The organism is Spirosoma utsteinense (assembly GCF_014282275.1).
In the GTDB taxonomy this organism is placed as follows: domain Bacteria; phylum Bacteroidota; class Bacteroidia; order Cytophagales; family Spirosomataceae; genus Spirosoma; species Spirosoma utsteinense.
Genome location: NZ_VFIA01000021.1, coordinates 99,646 through 116,206, shown reverse-complemented (window position 1 = coordinate 116,206; position 16,561 = coordinate 99,646). Strand labels below are relative to the sequence as shown.

Sequence of the window (16,561 nt, the reverse complement as noted above, 5' to 3'; positions counted from 1 at the left end):
TGAGCTTTATATTGTTGTTTTTCAATGGTTTGCAACAAATCCAAGTCTTCCTTGATTTTAGTCGAGTAATTCATCCCACTAATATACGACATGAAGCTTCTGATTTAGTATTATTGAGTACATGCCTCTACTACATGATTTAGTAGCTTCTGCTCCTATAGACGCTGATAGAATGGATTATATGGAGCGTGATAGCCGATCAATCGGTGTGAGTTACGGTCTATATGACAAAGAGCGTCTCCTTAAATCATTCTTGGTTTATTATGAAAAGAGTAAAGATGGTGTAGGTAAGACTCAAACTGCATATAGATTAGGTATTAAATTGAGTGGAGTTCGTGCAGTCGAAAATTTTGTACAAGCACGATTTGAATTGTTTGTGCAAATTTACTATCACAAGACTAATAGAGCTATTGAATTAATGTTCAGGGAAATCGGTGAAGTAGCTGCTATAGAACAAATTGACATATTCAATATTAATAATACTAAAGATCTTGTAGACGCTTACTCTAATTTGAGCGATGTTCGATTTCTCCGCCTGCTACAAAATAAGGACGAAATATATAAGATTGACTCCTTTACTGATAAAAAATCAATAATTGATTTAGCAGAAAAACTTGCAAAGCGAGAACTTTGGAAAAGGGTATTTGAAGGCGATCAAGATAATTTATCATATATATATAATAAATTATGTGAAGGAACAAGTAGAGAAATTTTATTCGACAGAATTGATCCGAAAGCCACAAAAGATTTAAACAAAGGGGCAGCCTTGTTAAAGAGAGGGCAAGATGGATATTATTCAATAAACGGAAACACTTCAGAAGGATGGACTGGTCAATCGAAGATGATAAAAGCGTTAGAAGAGGAAGAAAAGACGATTGGTAGAATTTATTACAAAGGTAGTAGTATCGATAATCTCAAGAGTCTTAGAGACCAAGCTAGACAAGTTTCTTTGCCTGAAAAACAAACTTCTCAATCATGACTGCGTACGAAATAGAATCCAAAATCGAGCTTGATCAAGACGACTTTAATCTTTTACTCAAACATGCAACCATCTGTAAAAGTACTAAGCAACTAAATGTGTACTATGATTCGCATGGAGAGTTGTCTTGCAGCGCGGCCACTTTTAGAGTCCGCTTTATTTTAGAGGACAACCCTGTTATCACGTTGAAGTTACCAATCTCGTATGAGGGAGGAACTCGCAAGAGTTTGGAAATAGAGCACCAAATTAGTCTTAACGTAAGTAAAAAAATCAAGCAAGAAATTAATGTTAAAGAAGATTTACCAGAGGAGTTTTCCCTTCAATTAGAACGATTAGGCATAGATCAGTTAAAACGTATTGGGTGGATGAGAAATAACCGATGGGTAGTAAAGCTGACAGAAAATCTAACTATTGAACTTGACGAAGTGCACCTTCCTAATGGAAATATTTTCTTTGAAGCCGAGATTGAAAGTTGTCACACCGCAGAACACTTATTAGCCATTAATCACATCAGCCAGATAGCAAAGTCTGCTAGACCTTCATTGATAAGTAAATACGAGCGTTTTTTGCATGCATTAAAGCCTGAATAATATAAATCTTTGCACAAAGTCAATGTGGTATGCTATTAATACGGGGCATTTCATCATAAGTGCGACCGTTTAATAAACGCCCTGACTCTTTCTTATTTACACCACCCCATTGTTTAAAAAAGAATGCAACACCAGCATCTTGACACTGTTGTCTTATGCTCTCAACCCATGATTCTTTAATAGGACGTGGTTTTCTTCCCGACTCTCCTCCTACGATTACCCAATCAATGCCTGTTAAGTCTAAATTTGGTAATGGGCCAATTAAGGGCTCTAATGATAAAAACTTAATCTTAGCATTAGATCTACGTAAATGGTCTATTCTATAACGTACTCTATAGTCTTCAACAGAAACTCCCATCCAAATATTCTCAGTCCAGCGTAAGTCGTTTGAATACGCTTCAAGAATCTCAGCGCGTTTTGTTAAAACTTGAAAAGTATGTTGTGGACATTGATTCATCGTATCAAAAACCTTCTGTATAAATGATAATGGGACCTTATGATGAAACATATCACTCATAGAGTTCACAAATACAACTTTAGGTTTCTTCCAAGCAAGTGGTCTGAGAAGTTCAGAATCGTGAGTAAGAACTACTTTAAAACCTTCTGCATACTTTTCTTGGCCCATAGCTTTCAGCCGTTTTGTCATTACTTCAGCGTAACAAAACTTACATCCTGCCGACAACTTATCACATCCCGTGGTAGGATTCCATGTCATTTCAGTCCACTCTATATTAGATTGAGCCATTTTGATTATCTTAAAGTTGTGCCTGCAATATAATACAATTAAAACATATAGTTGCAAAAAAATATCACAAGAATTTAATAACCAAGTAGTTAGGTATGGATTGTTGTCCTTTTGTTGTTTTCCTATTTGGAGTTTCTGATTCTTCAGCAATTAACGCTTGTCCATTAGCTAACAAACGACGAACGGAATCTTTATACTCAGATTCGGTAAAATTTGTGGTAGGGTGATGAGATTTATACAGTACACCAAATGCTACAGTTGAATTAGCATATTCTTTTTTTAGCTGATTTGACAAATCATTAATAGGATCAGGTGCTTCTTCAAACAGAGTTTGCTGTTTATCTCTTTGTAAACTGGCTAAATCGTGACCGAACTTTGATTTTGCACTTAAGCCAATCTTACTGTGTTGTTTCATTATCTTTTTAAAAAGCTCATATCCCCTAGTATGTTTCGTAACCCCTACTATATAATGTGATATTTGATCGTCATCCTCTGGCACTACGACATATGGTACAACATATTTGGCCCCAATTTCATTAAGTGACTCATTTAGGTGACGAATAATAATTTCAGATCTTTGAATAGGTTTAGCAGTTTCCATTTCTCTTTTTATATTTTGTACTCTTAAATCTCCGAATATTTTATCCATATTTGATTCAAATTGCTCATTACCTAGTGCTGCATTTATTCTTTTGTAATTGAAGAAAAAAATAATATCTGATTGAGGTACTTGAATGATAGTTTTAAGTAGGTTTCGACTAATTTGCTTATAGCCAAAGGGATCAATAAAGACGCACATCGGTATCTTAAGAGTTTTAGCATTCTTTACAAACCATGAAAATACTTCCTCAGACTCAGCATCAAAATTTGTACACTTAATAGGGTGTGAAAAGTTATCACAATTTGGTATATCCTTAATATTCTTTTCCAATCGTTTGATCATCTCTAATGACTCATCATTAAAGCGGAATACTACATTCTCCTTAAGGTATGGAATTTCTAGAGCTGCTTCTATTAATTTTACAGGAGTTGATTTTTCTCCATTGTCATATTTACCAGCACCACTAAATAAGTCCACTACATATGCACGAGAGTCTTTCTTGAAGTGTAAATTACTTTTTATTATAATCTTTGCCCAACTTATAATATACTTACTGACTATGTCGGCTTTAATTAAAGAATGTGGCTGGGGAACCTTGAAAAATTCTGTTGCTGTTAATTCAGGGGCTCTCGACATCGCTTTAAGTGTGGATTAGGTATAAATTAAACTATCAAGGTAACTTGTTTATCACAAGTAAACAGGCTGAGTTTTTATCGATACATAAATTTAGATATATTTTGTTTAAAAGTAGATTTAGCTCATAAGTTACTTGTTGGATTTATATGTTAGTCAGTAGCAAGCGTTCTATCATAAAATGGCCAGTAACAGCCTACCTCTTTTATTACATCATAAATTGCTGACAAACAACCGATTATCTTTAATTTTATATCCATATGGTCCTAGTGTATAGCATCAGTAGCGCTGGGTACAAGCACGAGTTATGCAATAGTGTCTGATTTGTCGAGTTTGGCCACAATGCTTGCAGGTAACAGCTTCTAATACTATTCATAAATTTACCTAGTTCAGCGAAGTTAGGTCACTACCTTACCATTGGTCTCCTGATCAAAACCAGCGAAGCCCGAATCGTTTCTGATCCGGGCTTCGCTGGTAGAGACGTAGTTATCAATAACGCAGTCTTGAAGAGCTTTGGTTATTGACGCTCGGTGCGGGTTGCTGGCTTTCTAGTGTACTTCATGCGGCTGACCCTGGTTAACTTTCTCGTGGATATATCGCTTGGCAAGCTGTAGTTCCCACTCATTAAATAAGGCGGGCAACGACAAGGTGTCTCCTGAATTAGCGTGGATGCTGAACTCCGACAAATCGAGTTTGTCGTACAGCGACTCTACCGTGTCGACCACCTGTTTGTATTTCGAATACTGCTGCAACAACTCATCCCGGTCCAGCTTAACCATATCCAGGGCAACTTTATAGGTCGCGTAGGTCGATGCGTAATCCTGTGGCGTCTCTTTCAGGATCTTCTTCAAACTTTTGGCCTGCTCCTCCCGAATGTCGATGATTAACTGGTTCAGTATAGTCAGTTCTTTATCGGTTGCGACCAGAATTTGCTGAAGGCTGATTGCCCGTGCCTCATCGACACTCATGTACACCTCGAAGACGATCTGGAAAGTGCCGATAAATTGATTCGAGAAAAACGTATTGTTGGTATACACCATGCCCGACGAGCCGAAGAACAGGTGTAAGCCACCAGAAAGCGGCATGTCGCGTAAGGCCGTTTTTCGTGAGGCATCCGAGGCAACCGAAAACTGAGACAGAATGCCTGAGATAAGGGCCTGCACCCGCGCAATGATCAAACTGTAATCCCCAGCAAAGACGCCCAGAAATTCCTTGGTCGCTTCAATAGTCGACTTCGGTGCTTCTTCGGAGCCCGGCAGCTTTTTGGAGGGGAAATCACCACCGGAAAGGGATTTGCCCAGGGAATCAATAATGTTGTTGACCCTCGTCAAACTCCATTCACTGTAATTCTGGTAGTCGCTCTGCCGGTTACCGAATAAACGACCGTGGTCCCAGCCATTATCTTCATACTGTTTTTTGACAACCGCGTCAATTTGAGCGGCAATACGATCTTCTTCAAGCTTTGCCTCGTCGGCAAGCTTGTTCATGAACTCTCTGAATTTTTCGTCGTCTTTAATTTTCTCGTCAATCGATTTTGAGCGTCCCATGTTTTTTTTGGTTAAAAGGTGAACTGGAAGTATGAACTGAAAAAATTGTGGTAATGAACGTTTGGCTTTACCTCTGGGGCGGTAAGGCCCGCTTAGATAAAACGTACCTGCAAATGATCTGACTGGACGTAATAGTCGGCGGCTGCGGCCGTTGAATACGTTTGATTGATATGGCTATGGAGCAGGTAGTCAATGTTGCCACCGCTCTTCTGGGTCGTTTCTCCCGTATCGATCAGGCTAACCCCCACTGGCAGATTGGACTTCATCGTGGCGGCCGGATAGTTGAAGTCACCCGCCATGATCCAGTTGCTGGCTGGTGCGTAGTAGTTCAGCTGAGCAATGGCGCCAAGGATATATTGATAGGTCGTTGGCCCGCCCCCCGATGGGGCGTGTATACAACCAAGGCTGCCTGAACTGGTACTTATCCAGAAAACAGGCCGGTGCGTATCATGACCATCATGCCATCCCTGAATAACAAAGTCAGTGTATGTTCCCAGGCTTTCGCGCCATAGTATGACCAGTGTACACCGATCGTTCCCTTTCAGGCTGGCCTGCCAGGGCACCATATAACCGATGTAATTTTCGGTGTTGATGGTCACCCGCTTTAACTGATTGTAGTACCCATACGAGGGTAATGGATTCCAGAGACAGGGTATGTCGTTGCCATTAATGTGTGGCTGCCAGCCGCCCGCTTCCTGAATACAGATGAAGTCGGGTTTGACCTTGTACTGACCCGTGAAACCCTGCTCATTGGCCAGGATGTAGGAGGTCGGGTTTTTTCCCTGAGAATTCCATGAGATAAGCATTGTTCAAGATCAATAAGGTTAAGGAAGAGGAGCCTGGCAACTGTCAAAAGTTAGGAGCTGGCTGGCATTTCAGCATGCGTAACCCTGCGCTTAGGACGCAACAAAGGTCATTGGTTGGGGCGATGCGTATGCGCACTTTTTAGACAAAAACTATATATTTTTAGACTTGTAGATTATGATTATTTGAATCAATAAACTTTAGCTTTCCTAGTAGACCAGTATTACTTATATGATTGTCTTACTCGCGACCAGGCGAAGCCCGGCACAAACCAGCTGTTTCGGTCGGCCGCTCGCACGTTTTCCGGGCGACTGTCATTGACGGCGTTATGGGTGCCGTAGCAGCAGGATGCGGATGAACAGGGGTGAGAAGGTAGCCACCAATTATCTTGATGTGGCTATTGACTGAGGGGCCGGGATGGCCTTTTTTAATCGTATGCCGTCGACATAAAAAAACCTCCCTTCCGACTTTGGCATTGTGGTAGATGCTCAAAGCCACGAAAGGAGGTTCTTTTGTCAAACCCTAAGGATTTGGAATGACTACTGGTTGATGATCGATAGAGACCTTAATGATGTCTGCGATGAAACCCCATATGTCCCGTTGTTTCACGACTATATTCATGAGCAAGATGGGAAAAAAGGTCCTCAGGCTCTTTAGTTGCCTTACCCGGCTTGTTGCCTTTTTTCCTGGAAACCTGGCGGTAGGTCTTAAAACTGACATCGCCCCTGTGCGATTTTTTCTGGATCTGCATCCGTCTGTATAGCATACTAAAGATCAGGACTTGCAGCAGTCCTACAATCGCAATCTTTATTACTGTGACCAGATATCCCACGACTTCAGGGCTTAAAACGTTCATACCAGTTCTTTTCTATAGCTCATGTATAACGACACGCCGTAAATAGCTATTGTCAATATGAGATTAGTCCAAAAATCGAAAAGTTCATTTTTGGTTACAGCGATACTAGCCAAAACCCAAAAAACGAACTCTACAAAGAGTAACAACCAACACCAGCGCATAATGTTATTATCGCGCTTATGGAACACAATGAACTCATAATGAAGGTCTGGATCGGTTTGTAGCTGTGCCTGGTTTGTAATTAATTCTTTAGGCTTGACGTTGCCTAGTAGTAACCCAATGGCGGCACTTATGGTGCCAATTATCCAGAATGATCCAAGTTCGGTGCTGTTGTTAAACCATTTCAGGGCCCCTTCTGCCCCAAGCATCAGGAAGGGGAAAAAGCCGTTAATAAACAGGTAAAAGTAGTCTTTGCTTTCATAGACCTCTCGATCATCCCTGGCCGTATTGACAAATCGTAACAACAAGTAGCCTATCGGTATCAGAATCAGAATGACGACTATTATAAGTAAAATAGACACAAACCACGTAGAACTTTCCTTCATTTTTTACTTCAAAATACCTATGCTAATAGGCTGGGGGCGGATTTGAATGCAATTTAATCTTTTTCATAACTCACTGATCGTAATTGATTTAACGGAGCAACAATGCTGCCAATAAGCTGTGTTACCTGGTAATATATACTTAATGAGCGAATTACTCTGAATGATTGACGTTGACCTCTAGGGCGGCTCACCAGCCCGAAAGAACGTTGGTAAACTGATTTTCTGATTCGGACAAGAAGAAAAGGGGGATTTACGTTTTAGTAGAACATAACTCCCGGACAAGGAAACGCGTCAATGCGCTTTGGCTCAATCACATATACACCCGACCATCAACATAACATGAACCACTCATTCCTGCTCCTGATTGCAGTCACCTCTTTTTCGTTTAGTGCCTGCACCCGTGACGTAGTCGATAACGCTACTACTTCGACCAGCCCGGATACTGCTGGTCTTGCCTCGGTGGAGACGGCCCCACCTAACTCTTCCTACCGCTCTGCATTTGCGGGCCAGACGCGAATAGCAGGTGTCCGGTCAACCACTAACTACACAGGCAGCGTCCTGACTGAAGCCCTTAGAAGCCCCTGGGGTATTACCAGCCTACCCGATGGAAGACTGCTCATTACCGAGAAAGGCGGGACCATGCGCATCGTCACCCCAACAGGTCAGCTGGGAGCGCCAATTACGGGCATACCGGCGGTCAATTCAGCGGGCCAGGGGGGCTTGTTGGGTATTCGGGTCGATCCCGATTTTGCCACCAACCGAATGGTGTACTGGGTATTTTCGGAAGCGCGTCCCGATGGTAATCTGACGGCTATAGCCAAGGGCACCTTGTCGACCGATGAGACCCGGATCGAGGGGGCAACGGTCATTTACCGCGCTCTGCCGGCTTACCGGGGAACGGCTCATTATGGCGGTCGGCTAGTGATCGATCAGTCGGGGAACCTACTCGCCAGCACAGGCGAACGCTCCGACCTGGCGACACGGGCTCAGGCACAGTCGCTGAGTTCAGGCCTGGGAAAAATTGTGCGCATCACCAAACAAGGTCAGCCCACTTCCGGAAATCCGCTGGCGGGTACCCGCCCCGAATTGTATACCTATGGGCATCGTAATCCGCAGGGCCTGGCTATCCATCCGGTAACAGGAGATCTGTGGCAAAGTGAACACGGGCCAAGAGGGGGCGACGAACTGAACCACATTCGGCCGGGGGCCAACTACGGCTGGCCGATCATCACCTATGGAATTGAATATAGTGGTAGCCGGGTTGGGGATGGCATTCAGCAGCGGGAGGGTTTGGAACAACCCGTTTATTACTGGGACCCGGTCATCTCACCCAGTGGTATGACGTTCTACAGCAGCGATCGTATTCCCGAATGGAAAAACAACCTCTTCATTGGGTCGTTGAGCGGCACGCACATCGCCCGGCTGGTGATCGATAACAATCGGGTTGTCGGCGAAGAACGGTTGCTGGCCGATCAAAACCAGCGTTTTCGGGATATCACCCAGGGAACGGACGGTGCCCTGTATGCGATTACCGACCAGGGGAGATTATACCGCATCGACAGAAACTAATGGATGAGGAATCGTAGTCTGTACGTTTAGCCTGTGTCTCGAACGAGCATCACTTTCAACCTCATTTAATCGAGCCCGATGAACTGTCAGATCATCTGAGATCAGCACGCAGGCTCTGTTGATTAGTCAGGTACAGCGTCAAAAAGCAGAGGAAAATGGGTAGGTACGTTCCCGCCCGGCCTGATTATCCTGCTGGAGTTTATCACGTATTTTTGGCGGCAATGGTCGTTTTGCTCTTCAAGCGATACACAGCCCAATATTGACCAACTCACAATGGCTTATCCGATTCGACTAACCAATTTTTGAGAATGAGTTGACAGCTCAACTTATTCATATCCTCCCCGCCGGTATTTAGTGCCGTGGCCAACTATTTTATCTTCATGCCGGGTATTAAGGGGACGGTTTCTACCAGTTCCAGTGCCTTGACCATGTCTTTGGTGCCGGTTTTATATTTCAGGAAATGGGGTGTTTGAATGTGTGCTTTGTAGGCATCGGTATCCGCGTATATTTCCAGGATCGTGATGTGTGTAGGATTGTCTTTGTCAGACATCGCATACAAGGTCAATACGCCGGGTTCAAGGCGTACCGACGCGTCAATTTCTTCTTTGAGAGCCGCTTTATAGGGTTCCAATTGGGCCGGATCAACGACAATTTTGGCGATTCGTACCATTTGAGTTTTCGTTTGACTGAACGTATGGCCAGCCGATACCAATAGCAGCAGATTGACCGCTAGTAAACGACACAGCCATAAACCGCTGAAATGAATAGTATGCTGCACTCCTTCCCGATTCAATAAGTTGCGTTTGTCTGTCATGTCAGGCATTTTTCAAGAAATAAAACTGGATAATTTTCGGACCGACAGCCCCTAATTTTGATTGGGCACCCTGTGTTTGCTGGTCGATTGGCCAACCCGTTGGCTAAATAAGCGGTTAACGTGCTGGGGATACTTAAGCCCTATTTCGCAGGCGATTCGACTGGCGGATTTACCTATTGTTCCCCTACCCTTCATAATCGGGCGAGATGGGCGAGCGCCGGAATTCGTTGGGCGTTATGCCGACGTATTTTTTGAAGAACTGACTGAAGTTCGGCTGGTCAGCGAAGCCGATAATCTGGCTGATTTCCTGCAACGTCCAGGCAGTTTGCACCAGCAGGGCTTTGCTTTCTTCGATTAAGCGATTTTTGATGAGGGTGCTGATGGGTTGCCCGGTGTGCTTCTTCACCAGACCATTCAGGTAATTGGGGTTCAGGTTCAGTTTCTCGGCATATTCCCGGGCCGTTCGTATCCGGATCGGGTTGTCGATATTGGCCAGGTTCGTTTCTTTTTCCAGCAGGGTAAAGAAATCATACACATGGCTGTAGTCGTTGGAAATCTCGCCTACGGGCGCATACTCAGTGCCTTTGAGACTCTCGACCAGAATGAGTTGCACATACGCCTGCATGGCTTCTTCGGCCAGTGGGTCGCCCGAGGCCGCTTCGGCTTTCATCTGGGTCAACAGGCTGTGAATCATTTTAGCTGACTCTTCCGACAGGCGAAGAATCTTTTTCTCGGTGAAAAATTTATAGCGATCAATGATCAGTTTCAGCGAGGGGTGCTGATCGAGGTACCGCTTTTTAAACATGCAGAAAATACCCCCGCCCACCGTGGGCGACGCATTGCGCCAGCATACGATTTCGTTGGGGTGCAAAAACAGAATGGTGCGCTCGTCGATGAAGTAGTTCTCTTTGCCCATCGTTTTCATGCCGGTGCCGCTGGTCATGAACATAATCTTGTAAAAATCCCGGCGGTTAGGCGTCAGGTAGTTATCACAACCGGTTTTTTCACGGTCTACTACCTTAATATTCCAGTCTTCGTAATAGAGTCGGCTGACGGGGGTAGTGCCGGGCGGCAGTACGGATGGCATATCGTACACCATCGTGATAGGCTGGGCTTCTACGGCCCGCCGGTGCGGTCGTGTTTTCATCATTCTTTCAAACGGCAGGGTAACGGCAAAAGTGTCGTTACGTTCAATAAAATTAAGTCAACTGATTATATAGCGCTTATTATCAATTGCATAGATAATAAAATTGGTTTTTGAGTGTAGATGGCTAACTAAACTCTCGTTTTGTAGAAATATGCGCTTTTCATAAAATATGTGTTTTTCATAAAAAGTACTTTGGTTTTACTATAAAGTTACCAGCCTGGTTCAGGTACGTTTGCAGTAAAACTCAGTACTTATGAAGACACAAACCGGAACGTTTGGCAAGCTGCTTACTTATAGCCTTTTATGTAGCCTATTTTTAGGGGTAGTCAATTCCGTTATGGCCCAAACTGTGAAAGCAGACGGCCCAACAAAAGCAACGAGAGGCCCTTCTGACACCTTTACGGGTACAGTCTGGGTTACGAGCCTTGTCGCGAATGACTCGACTTATACGACTGTCGCAGGCAGTGTTGTATTTGAGCCAGGAGCCCGGTCATACTGGCATTCTCATCCGGCCGGGCAGCTACTACTTGTCACAGATGGTGTCGGATACCACCAGCTAAAAGGGGGACCAAAACAAGTGATTCGGAAGGGCGACGTGGTTAAATGCCCGCCTAATGTAACTCATTGGCATGGGGCCAGCCCTGGCAGTAGCATGACCCATTTGTATATTCTCCCCAATACCGAAAAAGGCATCGTCAACTGGCTACAGGCCGTTACAGATGAAGAATACAAAGCAACTCGGTAAAAGACAATAGACCCGCTCCGGCATACCATCTCCGAAAATAGATTATGTCCAGATCAGTCACACTTTTCGTCCCATTCATCCTATTTTTCATCGGCACAACGGCCGGGCCGCGTTCGGTATGTACCATGGACGACAGCATTGCTTCCAGCCCATCGGGCGAAGGGAATAACAACAGCGTTCCCACAGACACGGCGGGCAGCCGGTTAAGAATCAAGGTTGGCTCGACCACGTTTACGGCAACGCTGCTCAATAAGGCAACCGTTACGGCCTTTAAAGCCCGGTTGCCATTGACCGTTTCAATGACTGAGCTAAACGGAAACGAGAAGTATTACAACCTCCCCAAAGACCTGCCCTCCAGTGCATCGAACCCCGGAACAATCCAAACGGGCGATCTGACGCTATACGGTTCAAATACGCTGGTACTATTCTATAAAACGTTTCCAACATCCTACAGTTATACTAGACTAGGAAGGGTCAATAATCCATCTGGTCTGGCAGCTGCCCTTGGCGCGGGAAGCGTAACGGTCACGTTCGAACTGGAGTAGTTGCGAGTGTGAATCGCAATGACAGTTCTAAGTGGGTAAACTGCTGATTTTTTTGTCATGCCGACGGTTCTGTCATGGCAGCGGCCACCCGGCCCGACGGCAGGAGGGGTCTTCGCTAGTGGCAAAAACAGCCTTCTAGCGAAGATCCCTCCTGTCGTCGGGATGACAAAAAAGCGACGAGAAGGCAGAAAACTGGAAGGCAAAAACACACTGATTTCATAAAAAAGAGAGACTTGAAAATAGCTTTTCAACAGTACTAAACCAACCGACGTTATGGCTGAGTATGAACACTTGGAGGACGAGTTCGGAAACGCCGACTCGTCCCGACGAAATTTTTTGAAACAATCCTCCGCACTGGCAGCCCTGGCCCTGACGCCAGTAGCTGCCAGTGCCGCCATCGACAACGGCCTGGATGAGAAAATGGCCGCTGCCTTCGAGCAGATGCCGCTTCAGGTCGACATCAACGGTACAATGCGCAAACTATCCATTGAGCCACGCGTAACGTTGCTCGATTTACTGCGCGAACAACTGCATCTGACGGGCACCAAAAAAGGCTGCGACCACGGTCAGTGCGGAGCCTGTACGGTACACGTCGATGGCCAACGGGTCAATGCCTGTCTCACGCTGGCGATGACTACTGAAGGCTGTAAAGTAACGACGATTGAGGGACTGGGCACGCTGGATCAGATGCACCCTATGCAGGAAGCCTTTATCAAACACGACGGCTTCCAGTGCGGGTACTGCACCCCCGGACAGATCATGTCGGCGGTGGCCTGTATTCGCGAAGGGCACGCCAACAACCCCGACGAGGTTCGGGAGTACATGAGCGGCAACATTTGCCGGTGCGGGGCGTATGCCAACATAGTGGATGCGATTATGGACGTAAAACAGGGGGGAGTCAGGGTATGAACCAATTTCAATATACGCGGGTGACAACCCCAAAAGCCGCCGTATCGGCCCTTTCGCAGGAAAACGGCACGTACTTTCTGGCGGGCGGTACCAACCTCATCGATTTGATAAAACGTGAGGTCGTGGTGCCTGAGCGGCTAGTCGACATCAACAAACTGCCGCTGGCAACCATCGAGAAAACAAGTACTGGTTTGCGGATTGGGGCCATGGCTAAGAATTCAGCCGTTGCCGACCATGATCTGGCAAAAAAACACGCTCCGCTGTTATCGATGGCACTCAACGCGGGTGCTTCGGCTCAGTTACGGAACATGGCGACCGTAGGCGGGAACATGATGCAACGTACGCGCTGTCCCTATTTCTACGATCCATCGATGCCCTGCAACAAGCGTAGTCCTGTGCAGGCTGGCCCGGACAAAGGGCAACCAAACGGGCCATCGGGCTGCGGAGCCATCGGCGGCATCAACCGAATGCACGCCATTTTTGGTACCTCTAACAAGTGCATTGCCGTTCACCCCAGCGATATGTGCATTGCGCTGGTGGCGCTGGATGCGACGGTAAACGTGTCGGGGCCGAAGGGCGACCGGAAAATTCCGTTCGGCGATTTCCACCGGCTCCCCGGCGATGCGCCCCAGAAAGACAACACGCTGCTTCCCGGCGAATTGATCATGTCGGTCGATATTCCCACCAACAAATTTGCCGACAATTCGCACTATTTGAAAGTACGTGACCGGGCTTCGTATGCCTTCGCGCTTATCTCGGTAGGCGTTGCCGTTGACATGAAGCGGGATACCATTCAGGACATTCGGCTGGCAATGGGCGGGGTAGCGCACAAGCCCTGGCGGCTGACCGAAGCTGAGCATTTTTTGCGGGGTAAACCCGCTACAGAAGCCAATTTCAAACAGGCCGCCACGATCGCAATGAACGGCGCAAAAGGCTATGGCGAAAACGATTTCAAACTGACCCTCGCGCCCAACTCCCTAATCGACGCGCTGAAAACCGCCACTAAAACCGCCTGATCATGACGAAAGACCTAAAAAATCCGCCTATCGACCGGGTCGATGGACGGATGAAAGTGACCGGCGGGGCGCAATACTTCGCCGATTTTGAGCTGCCCAACATGGCCTATTGCGTCATTGTCGGTAGCGAAATTGGCCGGGGTAACATCGCCAGTATCGATACCAAAAAAGCGCAGGGCGCACCGGGCGTACTGGGCGTGTTTACGCACCAGAATATGCCGCCCATCCCGGGTTGGGATGCTCCTGTTGGCGGAGAAGCTGACGGACCAGCGCCCAAACCGGATACGATAGAGAAATATCGAATTCTCAGCAGCCCCAAAATTCTGTTCGACGGGCAACCCATCGCGATGGTGGTGGCCAACAGTTTCGAGCGGGCCACCTACGCGGCTTCGCTGGTGAAGGCGACCTATACCAAACAAACTGCCCGTACCGATCTGGAAAAGCACTTAGCCGAAGGCATTGCTCCCGGCAGACCCGGATCGAGCGACTACCTGCGGGGCAAAGCCGACGGTTATCAGTCGGCACCCGTTACGCTGGAAGCCAACTACACGATTCCCGTTGAGGTGCACAACCCAATGGAACTGCACGGCATTCTGGCCCACTGGACCGGAACGGATTCGTTGATGATCTACGCCAAAACGCAGGGTGTAAACGCCACGCAGGATGCTATGGCGCAGGCGTTCAAGATCGACCCAAAGAAAATCCATGTGCATACCGAATTCATGGGGGGCGGCTTTGGTATGGGACTACGTACCTGGCCGCAGGAAACGGCGGTGGTGGCCATTGCCCGAAAAATTGGTCGCCCGCTGAAGCTGGTTATGACGCGCGACCAGATGTTTACGCTGGTCGGTCACCGGCCTTATACGGTGCAGACCATCAACATGGGTGCCGACAGCAACGGCAAGCTGATCGGGATTGCTCACGCGGCAACGGCCGAAACGGCCAGCTACGAAGACTTTACGGAAGCAACCGTCAACATGACCAAGTTCATGTACGAATGCCCGAACGTAAGCACCCGCTACCGCATCGTGCGGCTCGACCGCAGTGTGCCCATCTGGATGCGCGGACCGGGTGAAGCCACGGGAGCCTTTGCACTCGAATCGGCGATGGACGAGATGGCGCATAAACTGAACCTCGACCCCATCGAATTCCGGCTTCGCAACTACACCGAAACCGACCCCGAGCACAACCGGCCCTATTCGAGCAAAAACCTCAAAGAAGCCTATCAACGCGGGGCCGAGGCCATTGGCTGGAACAAACGCAAAAACGAGCCCGCTAGTCAGCGCGATGGCGATTGGCTCATCGGCTACGGCATGAGCACCGGTACGTTCAACGCGTTCCGGTGGGAAGCGTCGGCCCGGGCGCTCCTCAACGCCGACGGTTCACTAACGATACAGAGCGCCGTGACCGACATTGGCCCCGGCACCGGAACGGCCCTGACCATGATTGCCCACAACGTACTGGGCGTACCGCTCAACAGGATCAAGGTAGCCTACGGCGATACGTCGCTACCGAAAGCGCCCACGCAGGGCGGTTCGGCCATTGTTTCGGCGGTGGGATCGGCGGTGTACGACGCGTGTACGAAAATCAAAAAACAGTTGGTTGACCTGGCCGTCAAAGACGGTGGTCAATTGGCGGGGCGGCAGGCGGATGAGTTAATGATGGCCGATGGTATGCTGTCTATTGAAAAAGAGCCCGGAAAAAAAGTGGCTCTGAGCGACCTGATGCGGACTAACAACCTGACGGTGATCGACAAAAGCGCAGATTCGAAAGGCGGTCCGGAACTGGGCAAGTACTCGATGTACTCGTTTTCGGTGCATTTCGTGCAGGTACGTGTCAACCCGCTAACGGGCGTGGTGCGCGTGTCGAAAGCCGTAAGCGTGGCCGATTCAGGCCGGATCATCAGCCCAAAAACGGCGGCCAGTCAGATGATTGGTGGCGTAGCGGGCGGCATCGGCATGGCCCTGACCGAAGAAGCCATCATCGACCACCGGTTTGGCCGCTTCGTGAACAACAACCTAGCCGATTACCACGTAGCGGTCCACGCCGACGTACCGGCCATCGAAACGATCATGATCGACAAGCCCGACCCCATCATTAACCCGATGGGAGCCAAAGGCATGGGCGAAATTGCCCTGATCGGGTTTGCCGGTGCCGTCGCCAACGCGGTCTTCAACGCCACCGGTCAGCGCGTTCGCGACTTGCCCATTACGCCGGACAAGCTGCTACGGGCTGTGTAAAAAGGGGTTAACGTTAAGTACTCAAGTACAAGTAATTTAGAGTATTCTGACTAGTTTTTTTGTCATGCTGACGTAGGAAGCATCTTCGGATAAGTCCATTTTAGCTAGCCCGAAGATGCTTCCTACGTCAGCATGACAAAAAACTGAAGTGTTATCAATAGCTTTCTTAATCAACGATCAACAAAACGAAAAACGTCACTGGCACAGTAGCATTACCCTTGATTTGGCGCGTATAAAGCGACTAACGAAGGCTCATTTTACGCCAGATTTTAACTA

Annotated in this window: 16 protein-coding genes; 8 read left to right on the top strand and 8 right to left on the bottom strand. The window is 47.3% G+C overall.

Annotated features, from left to right (window positions below):
* Window positions 1-121 precede the first annotated feature (121 nt).
* Window positions 122-979, top strand: a complete 858-nt coding sequence (locus FH603_RS17135) for an HD domain-containing protein (protein WP_186738797.1) — start codon at window positions 122-124, stop codon at window positions 977-979.
* Window positions 976-1,569, top strand: coding sequence for a CYTH domain-containing protein (locus FH603_RS17130; protein ID WP_186738795.1), 594 nt, complete (start codon window positions 976-978; stop codon window positions 1,567-1,569). Before FH603_RS17135 ends, FH603_RS17130 begins: the two co-directional genes overlap by 4 nt.
* 19 nt (window positions 1,570-1,588) lie before the next feature.
* On the opposite strand, the gene FH603_RS17125 is transcribed toward FH603_RS17130, so the two are convergent.
* The 6 genes from FH603_RS17125 to FH603_RS17100 all read right to left on the bottom strand — a co-directional run bounded on the left by FH603_RS17125 (window position 1,589) and on the right by FH603_RS17100 (window position 7,300).
* Window positions 1,589-2,314 (bottom strand): DUF5131 family protein, encoded by a 726-nt coding sequence (locus FH603_RS17125; RefSeq protein ID WP_186738794.1) that lies wholly within the window; start codon window positions 2,312-2,314, stop codon window positions 1,589-1,591.
* Between the two features lie 64 nt (window positions 2,315-2,378).
* Complete coding sequence (tcmP, locus tag FH603_RS17120; RefSeq protein ID WP_186738792.1) at window positions 2,379-3,551, bottom strand: three-Cys-motif partner protein TcmP; 1,173 nt, start codon at window positions 3,549-3,551, stop codon at window positions 2,379-2,381.
* A 545-nt stretch (window positions 3,552-4,096) separates the two neighbouring features.
* Window positions 4,097-5,095, bottom strand: a complete 999-nt coding sequence (locus FH603_RS17115; RefSeq protein WP_186738790.1) for a hypothetical protein — start codon at window positions 5,093-5,095, stop codon at window positions 4,097-4,099.
* Between the two features lie 92 nt (window positions 5,096-5,187).
* Complete coding sequence (locus FH603_RS17110) at window positions 5,188-5,901, bottom strand: endonuclease/exonuclease/phosphatase family protein (protein WP_186738788.1); 714 nt, start codon at window positions 5,899-5,901, stop codon at window positions 5,188-5,190.
* A 563-nt stretch (window positions 5,902-6,464) separates the two neighbouring features.
* Window positions 6,465-6,755, bottom strand: a complete 291-nt coding sequence (locus FH603_RS17105) for a hypothetical protein (RefSeq protein WP_186738786.1) — start codon at window positions 6,753-6,755, stop codon at window positions 6,465-6,467.
* Window positions 6,752-7,300 (bottom strand): hypothetical protein, encoded by a 549-nt coding sequence (locus tag FH603_RS17100; protein ID WP_186738785.1) that lies wholly within the window; start codon window positions 7,298-7,300, stop codon window positions 6,752-6,754. The genes FH603_RS17105 and FH603_RS17100 overlap by 4 nt, the downstream gene beginning before the upstream one ends.
* Window positions 7,301-7,639: 339 nt before the next feature.
* Between FH603_RS17100 and FH603_RS17095 the strand changes: the two genes are divergently transcribed.
* Window positions 7,640-8,869, top strand: coding sequence for a PQQ-dependent sugar dehydrogenase (locus tag FH603_RS17095; RefSeq protein ID WP_186738783.1), 1,230 nt, complete (start codon window positions 7,640-7,642; stop codon window positions 8,867-8,869).
* A 367-nt stretch (window positions 8,870-9,236) separates the two neighbouring features.
* Here the strand turns inward: FH603_RS17095 and FH603_RS17090 are convergent, their stop codons facing one another.
* Window positions 9,237-9,692 carry a putative quinol monooxygenase gene (locus FH603_RS17090; RefSeq protein WP_235985487.1) on the bottom strand — a complete coding sequence of 152 codons (456 nt, stop codon included), beginning with the start codon at window positions 9,690-9,692 and terminating at the stop codon, window positions 9,237-9,239.
* A 175-nt stretch (window positions 9,693-9,867) separates the two neighbouring features.
* A complete protein-coding gene (locus FH603_RS17085) occupies window positions 9,868-10,833 on the bottom strand; it encodes a helix-turn-helix domain-containing protein (protein WP_244968013.1) in 966 nt (321 codons plus the stop codon).
* Between the two features lie 250 nt (window positions 10,834-11,083).
* On the opposite strand from FH603_RS17085, the gene FH603_RS17080 reads away from it, so the two are divergent.
* The 5 genes from FH603_RS17080 to FH603_RS17060 all read left to right on the top strand — a co-directional run bounded on the left by FH603_RS17080 (window position 11,084) and on the right by FH603_RS17060 (window position 16,285).
* Complete coding sequence (locus tag FH603_RS17080) at window positions 11,084-11,575, top strand: (R)-mandelonitrile lyase (RefSeq protein ID WP_317171282.1); 492 nt, start codon at window positions 11,084-11,086, stop codon at window positions 11,573-11,575.
* 44 nt (window positions 11,576-11,619) lie between these two features.
* On the top strand, window positions 11,620-12,120 hold the full coding sequence (locus FH603_RS17075) for a cyclophilin-like fold protein (protein ID WP_186738782.1): 501 nt from the start codon (window positions 11,620-11,622) through the stop codon (window positions 12,118-12,120).
* Window positions 12,121-12,393: 273 nt separating this feature from the next.
* A complete protein-coding gene (locus tag FH603_RS17070; RefSeq protein ID WP_186738780.1) occupies window positions 12,394-13,029 on the top strand; it encodes a (2Fe-2S)-binding protein in 636 nt (211 codons plus the stop codon).
* Window positions 13,026-14,045 carry an FAD binding domain-containing protein gene (locus tag FH603_RS17065; protein WP_186738778.1) on the top strand — a complete coding sequence of 340 codons (1,020 nt, stop codon included), beginning with the start codon at window positions 13,026-13,028 and terminating at the stop codon, window positions 14,043-14,045. Before FH603_RS17070 ends, FH603_RS17065 begins: the two co-directional genes overlap by 4 nt.
* A gap of 2 nt (window positions 14,046-14,047) precedes the next feature.
* The gene (locus FH603_RS17060; RefSeq protein ID WP_186738776.1) at window positions 14,048-16,285 is read left to right on the top strand and encodes a xanthine dehydrogenase family protein molybdopterin-binding subunit; all 2,238 of its coding nucleotides are present in this window, start codon (window positions 14,048-14,050) and stop codon (window positions 16,283-16,285) included.
* Window positions 16,286-16,561 lie beyond the last annotated feature (276 nt).

Coding starts and splice junctions, on each gene's coding strand:
- FH603_RS17135 (WP_186738797.1), top strand. CDS start 122: ATGCCTCTACTACATGATTTAGTAGCTTCTGCTCCTATAGACGCTGAT.
- FH603_RS17060 (WP_186738776.1), top strand. CDS start 14,048: ATGACGAAAGACCTAAAAAATCCGCCTATCGACCGGGTCGATGGACGG.
- FH603_RS17080 (WP_317171282.1), top strand. CDS start 11,084: ATGAAGACACAAACCGGAACGTTTGGCAAGCTGCTTACTTATAGCCTT.
- FH603_RS17090 (WP_235985487.1), bottom strand. CDS start 9,692: ATGCCTGACATGACAGACAAACGCAACTTATTGAATCGGGAAGGAGTG.
- FH603_RS17095 (WP_186738783.1), top strand. CDS start 7,640: ATGAACCACTCATTCCTGCTCCTGATTGCAGTCACCTCTTTTTCGTTT.
- FH603_RS17105 (WP_186738786.1), bottom strand. CDS start 6,755: ATGAACGTTTTAAGCCCTGAAGTCGTGGGATATCTGGTCACAGTAATA.
- FH603_RS17115 (WP_186738790.1), bottom strand. CDS start 5,095: ATGGGACGCTCAAAATCGATTGACGAGAAAATTAAAGACGACGAAAAA.
- FH603_RS17110 (WP_186738788.1), bottom strand. CDS start 5,901: ATGCTTATCTCATGGAATTCTCAGGGAAAAAACCCGACCTCCTACATC.
- FH603_RS17100 (WP_186738785.1), bottom strand. CDS start 7,300: ATGAAGGAAAGTTCTACGTGGTTTGTGTCTATTTTACTTATAATAGTC.
- FH603_RS17085 (WP_244968013.1), bottom strand. CDS start 10,833: ATGATGAAAACACGACCGCACCGGCGGGCCGTAGAAGCCCAGCCTATC.
- FH603_RS17075 (WP_186738782.1), top strand. CDS start 11,620: ATGTCCAGATCAGTCACACTTTTCGTCCCATTCATCCTATTTTTCATC.
- FH603_RS17065 (WP_186738778.1), top strand. CDS start 13,026: ATGAACCAATTTCAATATACGCGGGTGACAACCCCAAAAGCCGCCGTA.
- tcmP (WP_186738792.1), bottom strand. CDS start 3,551: ATGTCGAGAGCCCCTGAATTAACAGCAACAGAATTTTTCAAGGTTCCC.
- FH603_RS17125 (WP_186738794.1), bottom strand. CDS start 2,314: ATGGCTCAATCTAATATAGAGTGGACTGAAATGACATGGAATCCTACC.
- FH603_RS17070 (WP_186738780.1), top strand. CDS start 12,394: ATGGCTGAGTATGAACACTTGGAGGACGAGTTCGGAAACGCCGACTCG.
- FH603_RS17130 (WP_186738795.1), top strand. CDS start 976: ATGACTGCGTACGAAATAGAATCCAAAATCGAGCTTGATCAAGACGAC.